This window comes from Flavobacterium foetidum (genome assembly GCF_004634245.1).
Taxonomy (GTDB): Bacteria; Bacteroidota; Bacteroidia; order Flavobacteriales; family Flavobacteriaceae; genus Flavobacterium; species Flavobacterium foetidum.
On sequence record NZ_SJTF01000002.1, the window covers coordinates 1 to 19,621 of the forward strand.

General features: G+C 35.6%; 18 protein-coding genes. 9 read left to right on the top strand and 9 right to left on the bottom strand.

Translation table 11 applies throughout. The features are described from left to right. Positions 1-564: 564 nt before the first annotated feature. The 6 genes from E0W73_RS02385 to E0W73_RS21340 all read left to right on the top strand — a co-directional run bounded on the left by E0W73_RS02385 (position 565) and on the right by E0W73_RS21340 (position 5,893). Positions 565-1,224, top strand: a complete 660-nt coding sequence (locus E0W73_RS02385; protein ID WP_135220494.1) for a response regulator transcription factor — start codon at positions 565-567, stop codon at positions 1,222-1,224. 97 nt (positions 1,225-1,321) lie between these two features. Beyond that, the gene (locus E0W73_RS02390) at positions 1,322-2,806 is read left to right on the top strand and encodes an MFS transporter (RefSeq protein WP_135220495.1); all 1,485 of its coding nucleotides are present in this window, start codon (positions 1,322-1,324) and stop codon (positions 2,804-2,806) included. Between the two features lie 96 nt (positions 2,807-2,902). After that, positions 2,903-4,162, top strand: coding sequence for an alginate export family protein (locus E0W73_RS02395; protein WP_135220496.1), 1,260 nt, complete (start codon positions 2,903-2,905; stop codon positions 4,160-4,162). Between the two features lie 139 nt (positions 4,163-4,301). Continuing rightward, positions 4,302-4,664 carry a hypothetical protein gene (locus E0W73_RS02400; RefSeq protein ID WP_135220497.1) on the top strand — a complete coding sequence of 121 codons (363 nt, stop codon included), beginning with the start codon at positions 4,302-4,304 and terminating at the stop codon, positions 4,662-4,664. Between the two features lie 139 nt (positions 4,665-4,803). Continuing rightward, a complete protein-coding gene (locus tag E0W73_RS02405) occupies positions 4,804-5,430 on the top strand; it encodes a class I SAM-dependent methyltransferase (RefSeq protein WP_394345982.1) in 627 nt (208 codons plus the stop codon). A gap of 295 nt (positions 5,431-5,725) precedes the next feature. Beyond that, complete coding sequence (locus tag E0W73_RS21340; protein ID WP_162847648.1) at positions 5,726-5,893, top strand: hypothetical protein; 168 nt, start codon at positions 5,726-5,728, stop codon at positions 5,891-5,893. A 66-nt stretch (positions 5,894-5,959) separates the two neighbouring features. Here the strand turns inward: E0W73_RS21340 and E0W73_RS02410 are convergent, their stop codons facing one another. Then, positions 5,960-6,667, bottom strand: a complete 708-nt coding sequence (locus E0W73_RS02410; protein WP_135220498.1) for a Crp/Fnr family transcriptional regulator — start codon at positions 6,665-6,667, stop codon at positions 5,960-5,962. A gap of 174 nt (positions 6,668-6,841) precedes the next feature. Here E0W73_RS02410 and E0W73_RS02415 point away from each other — a divergent pair, with 174 nt between their 5' ends. The 3 genes from E0W73_RS02415 (at position 6,842) to E0W73_RS02425 (ending at position 12,861) form a co-directional block, all read left to right on the top strand. Beyond that, positions 6,842-10,357, top strand: a complete 3,516-nt coding sequence (locus E0W73_RS02415) for a nitrate reductase (RefSeq protein WP_135220499.1) — start codon at positions 6,842-6,844, stop codon at positions 10,355-10,357. Between the two features lie 292 nt (positions 10,358-10,649). After that, positions 10,650-12,080, top strand: coding sequence for a rubredoxin (locus tag E0W73_RS02420; RefSeq protein ID WP_135220500.1), 1,431 nt, complete (start codon positions 10,650-10,652; stop codon positions 12,078-12,080). Positions 12,081-12,222: 142 nt separating this feature from the next. Beyond that, on the top strand, positions 12,223-12,861 hold the full coding sequence (locus E0W73_RS02425; protein WP_135220501.1) for a hypothetical protein: 639 nt from the start codon (positions 12,223-12,225) through the stop codon (positions 12,859-12,861). 219 nt (positions 12,862-13,080) lie between these two features. On the opposite strand, the gene moaA is transcribed toward E0W73_RS02425, so the two are convergent. From moaA to E0W73_RS02465, 8 genes are all read right to left on the bottom strand, one after another. Next, a complete protein-coding gene (gene moaA, locus E0W73_RS02430; RefSeq protein ID WP_135220502.1) occupies positions 13,081-14,088 on the bottom strand; it encodes a GTP 3',8-cyclase MoaA in 1,008 nt (335 codons plus the stop codon). After that, a complete protein-coding gene (moaCB, locus tag E0W73_RS02435) occupies positions 14,075-14,989 on the bottom strand; it encodes a bifunctional molybdenum cofactor biosynthesis protein MoaC/MoaB (protein WP_135220503.1) in 915 nt (304 codons plus the stop codon). Before moaCB ends, moaA begins: the two co-directional genes overlap by 14 nt. Next, positions 14,989-15,420 (bottom strand): molybdenum cofactor biosynthesis protein MoaE, encoded by a 432-nt coding sequence (locus tag E0W73_RS02440; protein ID WP_135220504.1) that lies wholly within the window; start codon positions 15,418-15,420, stop codon positions 14,989-14,991. Before E0W73_RS02440 ends, moaCB begins: the two co-directional genes overlap by 1 nt. A gap of 190 nt (positions 15,421-15,610) precedes the next feature. Next, on the bottom strand, positions 15,611-16,681 hold the full coding sequence (gene moeB, locus E0W73_RS02445; protein WP_135220505.1) for a HesA/MoeB/ThiF family protein: 1,071 nt from the start codon (positions 16,679-16,681) through the stop codon (positions 15,611-15,613). A 3-nt stretch (positions 16,682-16,684) separates the two neighbouring features. Further along, positions 16,685-16,924, bottom strand: coding sequence for a MoaD/ThiS family protein (locus E0W73_RS02450; protein WP_135220506.1), 240 nt, complete (start codon positions 16,922-16,924; stop codon positions 16,685-16,687). Positions 16,925-16,926: 2 nt separating this feature from the next. Further along, positions 16,927-17,715, bottom strand: coding sequence for a uroporphyrinogen-III C-methyltransferase (gene cobA, locus E0W73_RS02455; RefSeq protein ID WP_135220507.1), 789 nt, complete (start codon positions 17,713-17,715; stop codon positions 16,927-16,929). A gap of 6 nt (positions 17,716-17,721) precedes the next feature. Beyond that, a complete protein-coding gene (locus E0W73_RS02460; protein WP_135220508.1) occupies positions 17,722-18,294 on the bottom strand; it encodes a molybdenum cofactor guanylyltransferase in 573 nt (190 codons plus the stop codon). A gap of 489 nt (positions 18,295-18,783) precedes the next feature. After that, on the bottom strand, positions 18,784-19,530 hold the full coding sequence (locus tag E0W73_RS02465; protein WP_135220509.1) for a sulfite exporter TauE/SafE family protein: 747 nt from the start codon (positions 19,528-19,530) through the stop codon (positions 18,784-18,786). Positions 19,531-19,621: the final 91 nt, after the last annotated feature.

Here is a 19,621-nt window from a genome sequence, read left to right on the forward strand (position 1 = left end):
TGTTTAAATCTGCAAAATCTGCGTGCAAAAAAATGACAATCGTAATCACCAATCTTTGTAGAGTTACTTGTGGAGATCTCTCCTTCGTCGAGATGACAAACTAGACCGTTAGAACTTTGCAAATTTGAATGCAAATTATCTAATTACGGCAAAAAGACAAAGTCTGATAAAATATTATGATTTATTCAAATAAAAATTCGATTCAATTGCCTCCAGCTTTAGCTGGGGGTAAAAAAAGAAGTCTTAAAAATGAGAAATCTTCCCAAGAAACTCCACAAGCAAAATCCCCAATCTTTGAAAATCATTTGACAGTAAAAAAATCTGTTTAAATCTGCAAAATCTGCGTGCAAAAAAATGACAATCGTAATCACCAATCTTTGTAGAGTTACTTGTGGAGATATCTCCTTCGTCGAGATGACAAACATTACGTATAGAAAACTTAGAATTTGGAATTTTCAACATTAGAAATTTTAATATTGGAATTTACTTTTAAAAAAAGTACGTATATTAGCGTCTTCTTTATAGATGAATATACGTAAAAATCAAGAATCTAAATTAAGTAATATGAGCAATATCATCCGTGTTGTATTAGCAGATGACCATGTTTTTGTGAGAGACGGAATCAAATCTTTACTAGAAAACGAAGCAAATATAGAAGTTGTAGGAGAAGCAATCGACGGTGCAGATGCACTTGAGGTGGTAGCCGAAACAAAACCAGATTTACTTATAGCTGACATTCGTATGCCTAACATGACCGGTATAGAATTAGTAGAAAAACTTAGAAGTGAGAACAATAACGTAAAAATCATCATGCTTTCGATGCACGAATCGGAAGAATATGTTTTGAAATCCATCAAAGCTGGAGCCGACGGATATTTATTAAAAGGCTCTTCTAAAGAAGAATTTTTAAAAGCACTGCACGCCGTTTCTTCGGGAGGAAAATATTTCAGCGGCGATATTTCTTCAATCTTAATTGGTCAATTGACAAATCCATCTGCATCATTAGAGCCTAAACAAACATTAAGCGAAGAAATGATGATTACTAAAAGAGAAAAAGAAATTCTTACGCTTTTATTATCAGGTAAAGGAAACAAAGAAATTGCCGAAGCATTAGATATCAGCAAAAGAACTGCCGAAGTTCATCGTTTCAACTTAATGAAGAAACTCAAGGTGAAAAACCTAATGGAACTTTCAAACAAAGCAGCAGAATATTCTTTAATTTAAAAAATACGTATAAATACGTAATTATTTTTCAAAAACTGCGTTTTAGCAGGTTTTAACTAAGTCATAGTACTTATTTTTACATAAAAATATAAGTACTATGAAAAATTCAAACTCACTATCGCAATCACACAAAATTTTGTTTTTGAACACATTGGCATTTACAGTGTGTTTTGCCTGCTGGACATTAAACGGAGTACTAGTAACCTTTTTGGTTGATAACGGAATTTTCCATTGGAGTGTTGTTCAGGTAGGATGGCTTTTAGGAATTCCAATTCTAACAGGCTCAATCATGCGTCTTCCAATCGGAATCCTGACAGACAAATATGGTGGCAAATATGTTTTTTCACTTTTATTATTGCTTTGCTCGATTCCGTTGTTTCTTCTTCCTTACGCTGATAGTTTTGCTATGTTTGCCTTGTTAAGCTTTTTATTCGGAATGGTCGGAACCAGTTTTGCTGTCGGAATCGGCTACACCTCAATCTGGTACCCAAAAGAATGGCAGGGACGCGCGCTCGGAATCTTCGGAATGGGAAATGCTGGCGCCGCAATAACGACCTTTTTAGCACCTTCATTATTAAATCATTTTTCAATTGATGACCCGCAAAATGGCTGGAAAACACTTCCTATTATTTATGCTATTTCTTTGGTTGTAATTGGTGTCGCTTTTTTAACTTTCACTGAAAATAAAAAAGTCGAAAGCAGCAACAAAACCATTTCTCAAATGCTTACGCCATTAAAATCACAAAGAGTTTGGCGTTTTGGAGCTTATTATTTTTTAGTTTTCGGATGCTTCGTGGCCTATTCTCAATGGTTACTGCCAAATTTTATGAATGTTTACCAAACAAGTTTAGTGATGGGCGGTCTGTTTGCAACCATGTTTAGTTTGCCTTCTGGCGTAATCAGGGCATTTGGAGGTTATCTGTCTGATAAATTCGGAGCCAGAAAAGTAATGTATTGGGTTTTGGGTTCTTCTGTAATTTTGAGTGCCTTATTATCGATTCCTAAAATGGAAATCACCACTTCTGGTCCTGGAATATTAGCTGCCAAAAAAGGTGTTGTAAACGAAATTAATGACAAAACCGTAAAAATTGGAGATAAAGAATATCCTATAGTACAAAAAACAGCAAATACTAACGAAAATGCGATTTTCCCAACCTCTACAAGCTGGCAGGATGTCGTAGTTGCCCACAATCAAAGTGTAGCTAAAAAAGAACTGATAGCCAAAGGCGTGACCGTTATTAAGTTTGATGCCAATATGTGGGTTTTCCTTGTTTTGGTAATTCTAATCGGAATTTCTTGGGGAATCGGGAAAGCGGCGGTTTACAAACATATTCCAGAATATTTTCCGAACGAAATTGGTGTTGTTGGCGGCATGGTCGGAATGATCGGCGGTTTAGGCGGATTCTTTGGACCTATTATCTTCGGATATTTATTGACTGCAACCGGAATCTGGTCAAGCTCATGGATTTTTATTTTAATTTTCTCTACTACATGTCTAGTTTGGATGCATTACACTATTACACAACTAACTAAGAAAAAAGAAGTTAGCATAAACAAGGCAAAACTTGAGCCAGCGTATTAAGTTTTTATTAAAAAAAAATTAGAAATATGACTGAAATCATAAGCAAAAGAAATCTATTTCTTATAAATTTACCGCCGTCAAATAAACCAAAATTTTATGAAAAGACTTAAACTAGTTTTATTCCTCTCTTTAGGATTAAGTTTCGGAATTCAGGCACAGGAACTAGATGTAAATCTGCAGATAAGACCTCGTTTTGAATATCGAAACGGTTACAAACAACTGCTGCAGGAAGGCCAAAAAGGAACTTCACAGATTTCGCAGCGTTCTCGATTAAATTTCAATTACAAACAAGATGATTTAATCGTAAAACTAACGCTTCAAAATACGAGAACTTGGGGAGATGTTGCACCGGCAGCCGTTGCGGATAAAAATGGAGTTGCTGTTTTTGAAGCTTGGGCCCAATATAATTTCACCGAAAAATGGAGCGCCAGAATGGGGCGTCAGGTGCTTTCTTATGACAATCAGCGTATTTTAGGAGAACAAGACTGGGGGCAGCAAGCACAAAGCCATGATGCCTTAACGGTTTCATTTCATAACGAAACTCAAAAACTAGATTTTGGAGGCGCTTACAATTCTACTGCCGAAAATGTGCTGCAGACGCCTTACACGGTTTCAAATTATAAGGCTATGCAGTATGCATGGTACCATAACCAATTCAGCAATGATTTAGGCCTGAGCTTTTTAATGTTAAATACAGGTTACGAATATGCAAATGCCGATGCAAAGCTATTGGTTGATTATAAACAGACCTTTGGCCCTTATTTGACTTATAAAAACAGTAAAATTGATACTAATTTTTGGTTCTACGGACAAACCGGAAAAAGTACTGATTTACAAGTTAGTGCCTGGAATGCAGCAGCCAATTTTAGTTACAGCATAACCGATTCGTTCAAAGCTGGCTTTGGATACGAATTTTTATCTGGAAAAGCATCAAATGACGGAAGCACGGTAATCAAATCGTTCAACCCAATTTTTGGAACCAACCATGGTTTTAACGGATACATGGATTATTTCTACGTTGGAAATCACCTGAATAATGTAGGCTTGCAGGATGCTTTTTTAAAATTTAATTACAACATCAATAAATGGCAGTTTGCTTTGATGCCTCACATCTTCTTATCGGCCGCTGATGTAGTTACACCGCTAAACGAAAAAATGGATTCTTATTTAGGAACTGAAATTGATGTAACTTTTGGATACAACTTTAAAAAAGACATTACGATTACCGGAGGATATTCTCAAATGTTTGGCTCAAAAACAATGGAATACATCAAAAACGGAGAAGCAAACCATACCAATAACTGGGCGTGGCTGATGGTTTCTGTCAATCCTAGAATTTTTAGTTGGAAAAAATAATTTTTCCCTAAAATAAACCTCTATATTTTACCCTTTTCTTATTCTTAGAAAAGGGTATTTTTTTTTATGCAAAATAGAATCAATTATATCATTTAATTAATTATATTTGAAGCGATTATGAACCCCCAATTCTATCCTGATGAAACCATTTTTAAAATTGTCTGTGCTGACATTTATTGTCGCCCAGACTGGCATAGCCCAGAAATACAACGATGATTTAATTTCGAAAAACTCAGAAATTAATTTTGCCAAAACCCAAAAAAGAGGCATTAAAAAAAACAACATTGTGTATTATGTTGAAAAAGATTTGCAAACTATCTCGGCTTACAAAAGAAGCAAATTGAAATGGCAGACCAATGTAATTTCTGTTTGCGGAAAACCTCAAAAAGGCGAACCCGAAATTAGATACGTAGGATACAATTCAGACAAACTGCTTATTGTTATTGGAAAACATAATTTTGCTGAAATTGATGTGAATAGTGGTGTTACAACCCTGGTTTAAAAAATAAATAGATTTTTAAAAAATCTTAAAACATATAAAATGCCTTTTTTCTTTTTAGAAAAAGGGCATTTTTTTCATTATGATTCTAAAGACAAGCTTTCTAAATTAAGTATATTTGGTTTATATTTTTTAAAATTTTATGATAGAAAATACCTGGACCAAAAGATGGAACGACCGTTACAGCAGCGAAGAATTTGCGTACGGAGAAGCACCAAACAATTACTTAAAAGAACAATTAGAAAAATTAACTCCAAAAACTATTCTTTTTCCCGCCGAGGGCGAAGGAAGAAACGCCATTTTTGCCGCAACTTTAGGCTGGAAGGTTTCTGCTTTTGATATTAGCGAAGAAGGAAGAAACAAAGCTTTAAAACTTGCCAAAGCCAATAACGTTTCGATTGATTATCAGGTAGGCGAATTGGAAACGCTTGATTTTCAAGAAGAGCAATTTGACGCTATAGCATTGATTTACGCACATTTTCCAGCAGCAATTAAGTCTAATATTCATAAACAGTTGGACAAACTTTTACAAAAAGGCGGAATTATAATTTTTGAAGCTTTCAGCAAAAAACATTTAGAATATGTGACCAAAAACGAAAAAGTGGGCGGACCAAAAGACATTGAATCTTTATTCTCAATCGAAGAAATCCAAGCCGATTTCCCGGATTACGAAATCATCGAATTAGAAGAAAAAGAAATCGAACTCAACGAAGGTTTATTTCATAACGGAACGGGTTCTGTGATTCGATTTGTGGGAAGGAAAAAATAAATTACATTCGTCGTGGAGATGCATTGTGATGCGTCTCTACAAAAAACATCATTTTAAATCAAAAGTACTATTGAAAATATAAAAATTGCGATAGTTTTTAATTTATAATATTAGCTCCAGAGGAGCAAAATATTTGTAGCAAATAGATTTACGCATAAAAGAAAGCTCCAGCGGAGCGACATATTTTCTCCCTATAGAGAGTTCTTTTACAAAACAAAAATTTTGCTATAACTATTACGTCCCGTTGTTTTTTAAAAAAATATAGTTATAAATAAATTTAAAATCTAACATTTACATGAATTCGCAAACCACAAAAACAAAAATTACCAATAAATCTACTCAAGATAAAAAATTAAGTTCAATGTCTATAGAAGAACTAAATTCTAGAATTGATAAATCTGAAGATGATTTTAAAAATGGAAGATATAAAACGACTTCTCACCTTTTAGAAAAATACAAATAGCATCTTTTAGTAAATTATTCTCGAGCAAAAAACCTTAGCAGCTTAGAATCTTAGCACCTTTGCACCTTATAAAAAATACTTATGCTCCATAATTTCAGCTCGCAACGCTGAAACCTCCAAAATACCAATTCGTTTTCCAGTCGTATGAATCAAAGCTTCTTTTTTTAAACTGGACAAAATCCGAATGGCTTGTTCTTCTGTCGTTCCCGCAAAGTCTGCAATTTCCTTTCGCGAAAGCTCAATATCAATCAGACCATTTTTCTGTCCGAATTTACGATGAATATAAAGCAGTAAATCAATTACACGTTCGCGGACATTCATATGAGCAATCTTACGGATATTATTTTCGCTTTTGTTTAATTCTTCGGCATAAAACAACATTAAAGCGTACGTGAATTCTGGGATGTGCTGTAAAATTTCGAGCATCGTTTCGTTACTGAAATTACACAAAACAGTATCTTCCAAGGCATAAGCGCCAATTAAGTATTTTTTACTTGTTCCGAATCCGCGAAAACCTATTATATCTCCATTTGAAGTCAATCGCACAATTTGCTCACGGCCGTTTATACCTGTTTTTACGGTTTTGGCTTTTCCTTTACAAATAAAATAAAGTCCGTGCAAAGACGAACCTTCCAAAATAAATGGCTCCGATTTTCTGCACACTACATTCTGTTTCTTAGAAACATAAGTCGACATTTGCTCTAAATGCAGGTGTTTCTTGATAAAGCAATTTTCATTGGCACAGGAATAACAAGCGGTTTGTTCTTCTTTCATGAGTCCAGATTTTTATCGGATTAAAAACTAATTTACTGTTGCCCATTTTATTGCATCAAAAATAAAAAAATAAATTTAAAAATTACGTATTAATACGTAAAAATACTTATTTTTGTCTACGTGATTTATTTACATCGTCACAGATTCAATAATTAGCATCTAAAAAGAACTGTAATGCAAAGTACCAAAATCAAAACTACCTGTTCCTATTGCGGCGTTGGCTGTGGTATAATTGTGACTAACGATGCCAAAAACGGTGTGATGGTAGAAGGTGACAAGAATCATCCAGTAAATAAGGGAATGTTATGTTCCAAAGGAATGAATCTGCATTACGTAGTCAACGATATATCTGACCGAATTTTATATCCCGAAATGCGAGGAAGTAAATCTTATCCGCTCGAACGTGTGAGTTGGGATACTGCATTAGACCGCGCAGCTGCCGTTTTTTCTTCCATTATTAAAAAACACGGTCCAGACAGCGTTGGGTTTTATATTTCGGGACAATGTTTAACAGAGGAATATTATTTGGTCAATAAACTGGTAAAAGGATTTTTGAAAACCAATAATATCGATACGAACTCCAGACTTTGCATGAGTTCTGCCGTTGTAGGCTATAAAAAGACTTTTGGTGAAGATTCTGTACCAATCTCTTATGATGATATTGAATTGGCCGATACTTTTTTGATTACAGGTGCAAATCCAGCGTGGTGCCACCCTATTCTATTTAGAAGATTAGAAAAACACAAAGAAAAAAATCCGAAAACAAAAATCATTTGTATTGACCCGAGACGAACCGATACGGCCGCCTTTTCCGATTTGCATTTGCAGATTATTCCTGGCTCGGATATTATTTTGTATCATGCTATTGCCAAACGTATTATCGAAAAAGGTTATGTAGACCATGATTTCGTAAAAAACCACGCTGAGAATTTCAAACAATACAAAGATTTAGTATTAAGCACTTCTCTCGAGAAAGCTTCTAAACTCTGTGGTATTTCGGTTAATGATATTAAACTCGCTGCAGACCTTATCGGAAAAGCAAAAGGATTTATTTCGCTTTGGGCAATGGGATTAAACCAAAGCGCTGTCGGAGTTGATAAAAATACGGCATTACTGAATTTATCTTTATTAACGGGACAAGTTGGAAAACCAGGTTCAGGTCCTTTTTCCTTAACGGGTCAGCCGAACGCAATGGGAGGTCGTGAAGTGGGCGGCATGGCAACGCTTTTGGCTGCGCATAAGGACATCGCCAATCCGACGCACCGCAAAGAAGTCGCTGATTTTTGGGGTGTTGACGAAATCTCAGACAAACCGGGTTTAACAGCAACCGAAATGTTTGAAGCCTTAGAATCGGGAAAAATGAAAGCTGTTTGGATTATCTGCACCAATCCGTTAGTGAGTTTGCCAGATTCGAGAAGAGCCGAAAAAGCGCTCAAAAATGCCAAATTCGTGGTCGTTCAAGATATTTCGCATAATGCCGATACCGCAAAATTTGCCGATTTACTTTTGCCTGCTGCGGGTTGGTTGGAAAAAGAAGGCACAATGACCAACTCAGAACGTCGTATTTCGTATCTGCCAAAAGGAATTAATCCGCCTGGAGAAGCGCTTCCAGATATTGAAATTTTGATTCGCTTTGCTAAAAAAATGAATTTCAACGGATTCAATTTCAATAGTGCCGAAGAAATTTACAAAGAGCATTGCGCGCTTACCAAAAACACCAATATCGATATTTCGTTCTTAAATTATAACCGTTTAAAAACCGAAGGCACTTTTCAATGGCCTGTTCCAGATTACGGACATCCCGGAACACCAAGACTTTTTACAGATAAAAAATTCTACACGCCTTCGCAGAAAGCTATTTTTAATCTACCGGTTTCTATAGAAAATACTTCGGTTCAGCCGAGTGCTGAATTTCCTTTTATTTTAACAACAGGAAGAATTCGCGACCAATGGCATACGATGACGAAAACCGGAAAAGTATCAAGATTATTAACGCATATTCCGAGTCCGGTTTTAGAAATTAACCCGATTGATGCTTTTAAAAACGATATTAAAAATGGTGATATCGTGGTCGTTTCAAGCAAAAATGGCGAAGTTCGTGTAAAAGCAAAAGTAACGGATTCTATCAAAGAAAAAGTCCTTTTTCTTCCGATGCACTGGGGAAAACAATTAGAAAATGATTTAAATCGAACCAATAATTTAACGAATACTGTTGTTGACCCCATATCTAAAGAACCTGATTTTAAATTTACCACAGTTTCAATCAAAAGATATGTAAAACCATTTCAGAAAATTGCCATTGTGGGTGCTGGTGCGGCTTCATTTCGATTCATACAAAATTATCGCGAATTCAATACAACCGATGAGATTATTGTTTTTTCGAATGAAGTAAATCCGTTTTACAATCGTGTGTTACTTCCTGAATACATGACAGGAGAATTTACTTGGGAACAGCTTTTAAAAGTGAAAGACGGCGAGACTTTCAATAAACTAAAAATCACCATGAAAGCGGGAGTTTCGATTGATAAAATAGATACTCAAAACAAAATTATTAAAGACAGTTTAGGCGAAACCCATACTTTCGACTCGCTAATTTTAGCAACAGGAAGTCGTCCGTTTGTTCCAGAAAACGCACAGCTTCATCTTCCGGGCCGATTTACTGTTCGACGAAAAGAAGATGCCGACCGTTTGAAAAAACATCTCGACAGCACCAATCTTCCGCCAGAAGAACAACATGTTGTGATTATCGGCGGCGGTTTATTAGGCTTGGAATTGGCTGCTGCATTAAAACATAAAAAAGTAAAAACTACGATTATTCAGCGTGCTTCACGTTTAATGGAGCGTCAGTTGGACCGAATTTCGAGCAAGCTTTTAGCAGAAGAAGTACAGCTTCGTGATATTCAGATTTATTTTGACAACGAAGTCAGTACGGTTTTTGAAACCGATAATCCGAACGAAATCGAGATTGCCTTAAAAAGCGGTAAAATACTGACTGCAAATGCCATCGTATATACGATTGGCACAATTCCGAATATAGAAATTGCCAGAGAAAGCGGTTTAGTTTGCGGCCGTGGCGTAAAAGTCAATCAATATTTACAGACTTCCAACCCCGATATTTTTGCAATCGGCGAAATAGCTGAATTCAACAATAAACTGTTCGGAATCACTTCTGCCGCCGAAGAACAGGCGGATATTCTAGCCAACTTTTTGGCAGGAGATATCAGCAGTTATTACAAAGGTTCGATTTTAATGAATATTCTAAAATTAGAAGACATCAATCTTTGCAGCATCGGCGATTTGACAATTCCAGAGAACGATGATTCATACGAAGAAATTGTTTTTGCCGATTTAAAGAAACGTTATTACAAAAAATGCATCGTAAAAGACGATTTGTTGGTCGGAGCAATTTTAATGGGCGATAAAAACGAGTTTGCCGAATTCAAAACCATGATTGAAAGCAAAATCGAATTATCAGACAAACGAAATACGCTTTTAAGAGGAAGTTCAAATGCAAAACCGGTTCTCGGAAAACTAGTCTGCTCGTGCAGTCAAGTCGGTGCCGGAAACATTGAAGAAACCATTAAAAGCGGTATAAACGATTTCACCGAATTATGCAAAAACACAGGCGCAGGTTTAGGTTGCGGAAGTTGTAAAACGGAGGTAAAAGAAATTTTGGCTAAGTGTAAATAGGTTCTTTTTTGAATGCTGCTTTACTTTGAACATAAATTTTACCGCAAAGAACGCAAAGTTTTTTCGCAAAGATTCGCAAAGTATATTTAAAGAAGACAAAGTTCGCAAAGCTTTGAGAATAGATTTTAGTCAATCTTTGCGAACTTAAAAAAAAACAATTTAACACACAGAATATAAACCTCAAAAATCTTTGCGAAAAACCTTTGCGAAAAATCTTTGCGGACTTTGCGGTTAAATCAACACAATCCAAAACCTGAAACCTGAAACAAAGAAAACCTGAAACAAAAAAACTATGGAACTAACAAGATTAATAGTAAAAGGAGGCGTTATTTCGCCAGGAGAACTTAAAGAAGTTGTGGATATTGCTTTGCAGGAAGGTCTGGATTCTATTTCGTTTGGTTCAAGACAGGATATTATTTTTCCGAAAGAATTTAAGACTTTGGACAAAACCACTTTGGGCAAACATCATTTTGTGTATCCCGACCAGAAAAGCGGGAACAACATCGTTTCCTCCTATGTTTCGACCGATATTTTCAGAAATACCAACTGGCTTACCGGAAATCGCTTTTTATATATTTTAGAAGAATTCAAAGAACAGCCAAAGCTCAAAGTCAATATAACCGACCCGAAACAGCAATTAGTACCATTATTTACAGGACATTTAAATTTTATTGCTTCTGCACACGAGGATTATTGGTATTTATATATTCGTCTTCCAGAATGGGACAAAATGGAAATTTATCCTGTTCTGCTTTACACTTGGGATTTGGCGAAGATTTATTACGAAATCGAAAAAATCTCAGAACAAGAATCGGTTGATATTGAAATGCTATTTTCATTAGTGAGCGAGGCCTTAGACACCAATAACCGAACAATCGACAAACCTCTGAATGTCCCTTTTTATCCGTTTCCGTATTACGAAGGGATGAATCGAATGGGGATTGATCAGTATTGGCTTGGCTTGTATTGGCGAAATAATCTTTACGATTTAGATTTCCTAAAAGAAATGTGCGATTTGTGTTTTGAATGTAAAATCGGGAAAATCTCCATCACTCCTTGGAAATCATTTATCATAAAAGGGATTCCAAAAGACAGAAAACTAGAATGGGAAAAATTTTTAGGAAAACGCGGCATCAACGTTCGTCATTCTTTATTAGAATTAAACTGGCACTTACCGGTTGCCATGGAATGGGCTTTGAATCTTAAAACTTTTTTGGTTCGAACCTTGGACCAATTCGATATCAGTACCTACGGATTGAATTTCGGAATCTCAGAATACAATCGAGATGGGCATTATTTCACTTCGATTGTCATCGAAAAGAATGAACTTCCAGCAGCATTAGAATCCATTAAAATCAGAGATACTTACAATGTTTTGTTTGCGAAGAATTTCGACCCCAATACACGTGAATATATCGTGCATTCGCAAGATATTGACAAACTGGAGCTTCCGAATATCTTAATCGAGTTAAGCAGAAAATATTTTGAAGAACTCGGAAACAATACTACAGAAACAACCGAAAATCCGCAGAAAAAAGAAAAAGCGCCACAAGAAATTTATCAATGCCAAGAATGCCTAACCCTTTATAATTCGGAATACGGAGATGAAACGCAGGGAATTCCAAAAGGCATACTTTTCACCAATTTAGGCGATGACTATTGCTGCTCTTTGTGCGAGGCGCCAAAAAGCAATTTCAGAATTTTGGAAACTGTTGAGCATTAGTCGGTTCTATAAAAAGCTTAACATTTCTGTATTCAAAAATTGCGTATATTTAGCTTAACTAAGAATTTACATAAAAAAAGCATACTCCAAAGCTTTAAAAACAACTTAGTTATTAGCTATTTACTCAATAAAATACAACGTTATGATAAAACGAAATTCTAGAACTGCAGCTGAAAAAACCACTGATGTTCCAGCAGAGACAGCTGTAGAAAGCACTACAGAGACACAAATACAGCCAGAAGCCAAAACAACCGTTAGAAGAACTACTAGGGCGGCCACAAAATCACCAGCTTCAAAAACGACTACTACGAAATCTCCAGGCACAACGGTAAAACCAGCAGCAAAAACACCCGTTAGAGCAGCATCAAAAGGAACTTCAAGAACAGCTGTCAAAAAAGAAGGGGTTACGCCAGAAAAAACAGAACCGATTGTTTCTGAAATTATAGAAATACAAACTGAAGATATTCCTGAGCCTTTGGAACAAAGCGAACCGGTTTTAGAAATTGGCGACGCAATTATTGAGGTTAAAAAGGATAAAAAAAAGGATCTAAAATCACAATTGAAAGCTAAACTTAAAGCTAAAAAAGAAAAGGAAAAGAAAAGAGAAAAGGCGATTAAAGCGGTTATCAAAAAGCTAGAAAAAGCCAAAAAAGCAAAACTGAAAGCTGCTGAGAAAAAAAAAGCAAAAGCTAAAAAGGCAAAGGAAAAAGCAAAAGCTAAGAAAGTTGCTGAGAAAAGAGCGAAAGCTTTGAAAAAGTCTAAGGCTAAAAAGAAAAAATAATATAGAAAGGTTTGACTTTGAAAAAGGTTAAGCCTTTTTTTATTTCATCGCATGGTTTGTCATTTCGACCGAAGGGAGAAATCACACAAGTAATTCCACATGCAAAATCGTCAATCTTTGTAGAGATTCGTGTGTGATTTCTCCCTTCGGTCGAAATGACAAAACTGTATGGTGAGCTTTGTCAAAGTTTAAACTTTGACAAAGTTCCTCTCGAAACCATTACCCCCCAATCGCAATCATACTACGATTATCAAAATGTTTTGCGGGGTCATTAATTTCTGTAACAGTCGCCATTCCGGCCCTAACTTTCTTTTTATTTTGAATCGATTCTGAAATCAAATCGGTTATGGAATCACCATTTCTAAAAGCCGTTAGTAAATCGGTTTCAGAATTCGAGAAAAGGCAGTTTTTAATTTTTCCGTCTGCCGTCAAGCGGATTCGGTTGCAGCTGTCGCAAAACGGATTGGTAATGGAACTGATGATTCCGAAATCGCCTTGGAAATCTTTGATTTTATAATTTCTGGAAGTGAAGTTTTTCTCGTCTTCCAGTTTTTGAATTTCATCTGAAGAAAAAGCAGTTTCCACCAAAGATAAAATCTCTTTTTGCGACACCATTTTACTTCTGTCCCATTCATTTCCGGCAAAAGGCATAAATTCTATAAAACGAACCGAAATCGGCAGAAACTGAGTCAGTTTTACAAAATCGACAATTTCGTTTTCATTAAAACCTTTTATCAAAACCACATTTACTTTTACCTGCAAATCATTATTCAGAAGCAAATGCAGATTATCGATTACTTTCTCAAACTGATTTCTGAGCGTAATAGAAGCAAATTTGGATGAAACCAAAGTGTCCAAACTCAAATTGATTTTCTTGACTTTAAACTGCTTTAAAGTCTCGACATGACGGTCAATTAAGATTCCGTTTGTAGTCAAGGAAAGTGAAATATCTAAAGCAGATAATTTAGAAACAATTTCAGGAAAATCCTTTCTTAATAAAGGTTCTCCTCCTGTTAACCTAATTTTGTCGACACCATTTTGTGCGAAAGTCTGGGCAATAGCAAAAATCTCCTCGGCCGTCATTAAACTGGCTTTTGGAGAAAGCGCGATTCCGTCAGCCGGCATGCAATACGTACAACGCAGATTGCATTTTTCCAGCAGTGAAATACGCAAATAATTATGTCTGCGCCCAAAACCGTCTGTCAAAATTGTGTTAGAGGCTGTCATGGTTTTTTCCTTTTAAAATATGAAAGACATGCATTACATGTGGAAATACAGCGTCCATCGATTCTTTTACTCCGTTTGTGGAACCTGGCAAAGCCAAAACCAAACTTTTCCCCAAAGTTCCTGCAACGCTTCTAGAAAGCATTGCATAGGGCATTCTCTGCTGTCCGTAATTGCGAATTGCTTCTTCAATTCCCGGAATTCTGCTTTCTAAAATTGGTTCTAAAGCTTCTGGTGTTACATCTCTTGGCGATACACCCGTTCCGCCTGTAAAAATCACTAGCTGATGTTCTTTGGCGAAAGCTTTTGTTCTTTCTTGAATAATCTCCAATTCGTCCGGAATGATTTCATAATGTGAAGTTTCAACTCCATACAAATCCAGTTTTTCTACAATTGTCTTTCCAGAACGATCTTCTTTGTCGCCTGCAAAAATCGAATCAGAACAAACAAAAACCGCTGCTTTTATCGCATTCGGAAGTTTATTTTTGAAAGAAGATTTTCCGCCTTCTTTGTTGATTAATTTGATGGTTGAAATTTCTATTTCTTTATCAATCGGTTTCAACATATCGTACATCGTCAATGCCACGATTGATGCTCCATGCATGGCTTCGACCTCAACTCCGGTTTTGTAAACGGTTTTAACATTGAAAATAATATGGATATCTAAACCTTCAATATTATATTCTACCGAAGTAAATTCAATAGGAAGCGGGTGACAATCCGGAATAGACAAATGCGTGTTTTTTACCGCAAATAATCCCGCCGTTTTTGCCATTTCGAACACATTTCCTTTTGGCACTAAATTATTGACTACAGCATCAATTGTTTCCTGTTTGCTGACTTTTACAATTGCGGTTGCTGTCGCTTTTCTTAAAGTGCTTATTTTATGCGTAATATCTACCATTAACTATTTTGTTTCCAGGTGAATGTATCGTTTTCAAACATTTCTTTGCCAAAAATAGGCACATCGGTTTTAATCCAATTTACTATGGCTTCTGTTGCTTCGTAAACTTGTTTGCGTCGTGTTGCTGAAACAAATACAAACAGACAGATTTCGCCTGCTTTTACCACGCCCAAACTGTGATAAATGTGCATGCAAGTCAAATCGAATTTAGCGAAAGCTTTCTCGCGAATCGTGTACAAAGCTTCGTTCGCCATATCTTTATAAGCCGAATAATCAATTGCTACGACGGTGTTATCGTGAATGACATCGGCACGAACTTGTCCTAAAAAGATATTATGCGCCCCAATGGTATGTTTCGATTGATGTTTGGCAATCGAATCGGCTATAAATTCAGGCGAAATCGGGCCTTCTACAAATACATTTTTACTCATTTTTTTGTTTTTTTTGCAACAGATTACACAGATTAAAAGATTTTTTTTTCTCTAGCCACGAATTACACGAATTTTCACAAATTTTTATTCGCAAAAATCAAAAAAATAATTCGTGAAAATTCGTGTAATTCGTGGCAAAAAAACACAACACAAAGTATTTCAAAATCTTTTTAATCCATATAATCTGTGGCTATAAATTTATCTCAGTCGTTAATAATTGTTTCATTGCCAAAGCTCCACCGGCAATGCTTTTTATGTTTTTAAATCGGTGTTTTTGAAGCAATTCGACTGCGATTTTGCTTCTGATTCCCGATTGACAGAAGACATAAATTACTTGATTTTTATCCAGTCTTTCAATTTCTTTTTCCAAGTTCATTAACGGAATCTGGATTTGATTTTTGAAACTGATTTTTGGCGATTCGTCAATATTTCTAATGTCAATAAAAAGAATTTCGTCTTTATTTATTTCATCTAAAACAAATTCAAAATTTACTTCCTCAATTTCTGCTTTATTATATTTTTCTTCGAATGCTTCTCTGCTGATGGTTTGAAAATCAGATTTATCGAAATCATATTTTTGCTGTTCGTTGTGCAGCGTATCGTAAACCAAAATTTTTCCGCTTAAAACTTCTCCAATTCCAAGAATCATTTTTAGAACTTCATTGGCCTGGAACATTCCGATAATGCCAACCGAAACGCCAAGTACTCCTGCTTCCTCACAATTTAATGTATCCAAATTTTCTTCGGGATACAAACATCTATATGTTGGACCGTCTTGATAATTGAAAACCGAAACTTGTCCTTGGAACCTGAAAATAGAACCGTAAACCATTGGTTTATTCGCTACTAAACAAGCATCATTAATTAAATATTTAATTGCAATATTGTCGGTTGCATCAACAATAATATCATAGTTGTAAAATAAGGAAAGAGCATTTTTTCCCGATAATTTTTCAGCAATCGCTTTTACTTTTACCAAAGGATTTAGGTCTGAAATCATTACTTTGGCTTCTTTCGCTTTTGATTTTCCGACAGCATCTGTTTTATAAATCACCTGTCTTTGAAGATTGGAAACCTCAATAACATCGTGGTCTACAATTCCGATTTCGCCCACTCCAGCCGAAGCCAGATAAGGAAGAATCGCAGCACCCAAACCTCCTGCACCAATTACCAAAACTTTCGCTGCCGCTAATTTCTGCTGACCGTTCTCTCCTATTTCTGGAAGAATTATTTGTCTGTTATATCGGTTATCTGCATTCATAATTTATCCTCCGGCAAACGGTGGCAATAAAGCTACGATATCACTCGTCTGCAAAGTGTAATCGGATGTTTTTGAAACTATTTTTTGATTGACCGCAACCCTGAAAGTCAGTGACTCGAAGGCATATTTTTCGTTTAAATCCTGTAAAAGTTTTTGCAATGAAACTTCTTCAGAAAAAGATAATTTTTCGAATTCACATTTTGTCTTTTCGGCTACAGCTCCAAAATATTTAACTTCAATCATTCTTATAAATTTAAATTCTGAAAAATAAATTCATCATCAAAATGTTCTTGAAAATACGAAATCCAGCTCGACGTATTTCGTACTACCTCTCCAATTACAATAATAGCTGGGGATGAAATATTCTTTTCAGCTACCAATTTAGTAATTGTGTCGATAGTACCAATCACTTTTTGCTCTGAATTTTTCGTTCCGTTCTGAATAATGGCAATTGGCAGATTGTCTTTTCTATTTTCCTGATAAATCGAAATGATTTCATCTAACTTGTGCATTCCCATCAAAATTACCACAGTCGCAGCCGACTTGGAAGCCAATTGAACATCTTTTGACAATTTATGGTCCGAAGTTGTTCCTGTTATCACCCAAAAACTCTCTGCTACTTTTCGCTGTGTCAGACTGATTCCGACCGAAGCAGGAACTCCCAAAGCCGAAGAAATCCCAGGAACAATAGCCGTTTCGATTCCGAAATGTGCTGCAAATTCTATTTCTTCGCTTCCCCTTCCAAAAACAAACGGGTCGCCTCCTTTTAAGCGAACAACATGTCCGTGTGTTTTTGCCATAGAAACAATCAAATCGTTGATTTGGTCTTGTGTATAAGCGTGGCAGCCTAAACGTTTTCCCACAAAAACAATTTCTGCACTTGGTGCGTACTGCAACAATTCTTCATTTACCAAAGCATCGTACAAAACGACATCGGCACTTTTTAAAGCTTTTATGGCTTTCATCGTAATCAGTTCAACATCGCCCGGACCTGCGCCTACGATAGTCAATTTTGGTGTTTTTAAAGTTTCCATACTGCTTTAAATTGAATTGATATTTAAATCATCTAATTCGTCTGCCGAATTAATATTACTCAAATGAAAGTTCTCACTTTCTTCTATATTAATAATCTGATGTGGCACTTTGGCTAACAAATCCATCATTCTCAGTTCATTTGAATCGATTGATTCTTTAATAACCGGAACAATTTCTTTTGAATAAATTCCGATTAGCGGATGTGTTTTACTTTCTGAGGCGAAAACTGTGATTTCGGCTTCCTTTGTGTGTTTTGAAATCAGTTCCTGCAATAATTCTGTTGAAATTAACGGAATATCACAACTCAAAATCAAATTGAATTCGGTTTCAGAATGTGATAATGCAGTGTAGATTCCTCCCAAAGGGCCTTTATCTTCAATTAAATCTGGTATTTTTTCATATTGCAAATAATCATAATCTCTGGATGCCGTAATCAATTTTATTTGGTCGGTAATGGGTAAAATTGCCTGAATGATATGCTCGATGAATGGTTTTTCCTGAAACAAAACCAATCCTTTTTCTGACTGCATTCTGGAGCTTTTTCCTCCGCAAAGAATAAATACTGTTATTGTTTTCATAGCTTTTAGTTTTTTTAATTTGCCACAGATTAAAGGATTAAAAAGATTTTCTTAGGTACTTTTGTTGTTTTTTTGCCACGAATTGCACCAATTTTCACTAATTCTATTACATCTTTAAAAAAAACAATTTGTGGAAATTCGTGTAATTTGTGGTTAACAAAAATCCTTTTAATCTGCGAAATCTGTCGCAAAAAACGCAATCCTTATCTTTTGCCACGAATTCCACCAATTTTCACTAATTCATATTAAAAAAAAACAATTCGGGAAATTCGGGAAATTCGTGCAATTCGTGGCTAACAAAAATCCTTTTAATCTGCGAAATCTGTCGCAAAAAACGCAATCATAATCTTTTGCCACGAATTCCATCAATTTTACTAATTCTATTACATATTTAAAAAAAACAATTCGTGCAAATTCGTGTAATTAGTGGCAGAAAAAATCCTTTTAATCTGTGAAATCTGTGGCAAAAACCATATTTTCATTTCATCGTTAAGGAAAAATCAATTTCACGCTTGCCATTAAAATTACCGTTCCGAGAACCATTTTTAAAGTTCTGTTCGAGAATTTTCCGCTGCCATAAAATCCTCCTAACATTCCGCCAACAACTGCAATCGGTACTAAATAAAAACTTTCCATTGGGATTGTTTTTCCTCCTAAAAAGAATCCCAGCATTCCTGCAAACGAATTCACAAAAATGAATAAACTTGAGATTGCAGCAGATTCTTTTACCGACGCCCAACCTAAGAACAATAAAATTGGACTCAATATAATTCCACCCCCAATTCCGAGCATTCCAGACAACAATCCGATAGAAAAACCAATGACCAATGCAAAAGGAAGATTGATTTTTACTTCTTCTTTTTCCTTAAAATTAAAAACACCGAATAACCTCAGCGCTGCAAAAACTAATACAATTCCGAGAATTATTTTATAAATCATATTATCCAAAGTTATAAATCCGCCAATAAAAGCCGCTGGAATCGAAGCAATCGCAAATGGATAAAACAACTTGGGTTTGAAATAATTATTTCGATAATAAAACAAGAACGAAATACTCGAAACAAATAAATTCAACAACAATGCCGAAGGTTTCATAATCGAAATCGGAAAAGCAAAAATGCTCATCAAAGCCAAATATCCCGAAGCACCGCCATGCCCCACACTCGAATATAAAAAGGCAATTACAATTAAGGCAAAACTGAATAATAGTATGTTTTCGGAAGTTAAGAGATTCATTTTTTTTTGTTTTGTTTCAGGTTTCAAGTTTCAGGTTTCAGGTTATTACTTTGTGTCCAAACCTTAACTAAAATCTATTTTCTATTTTCTA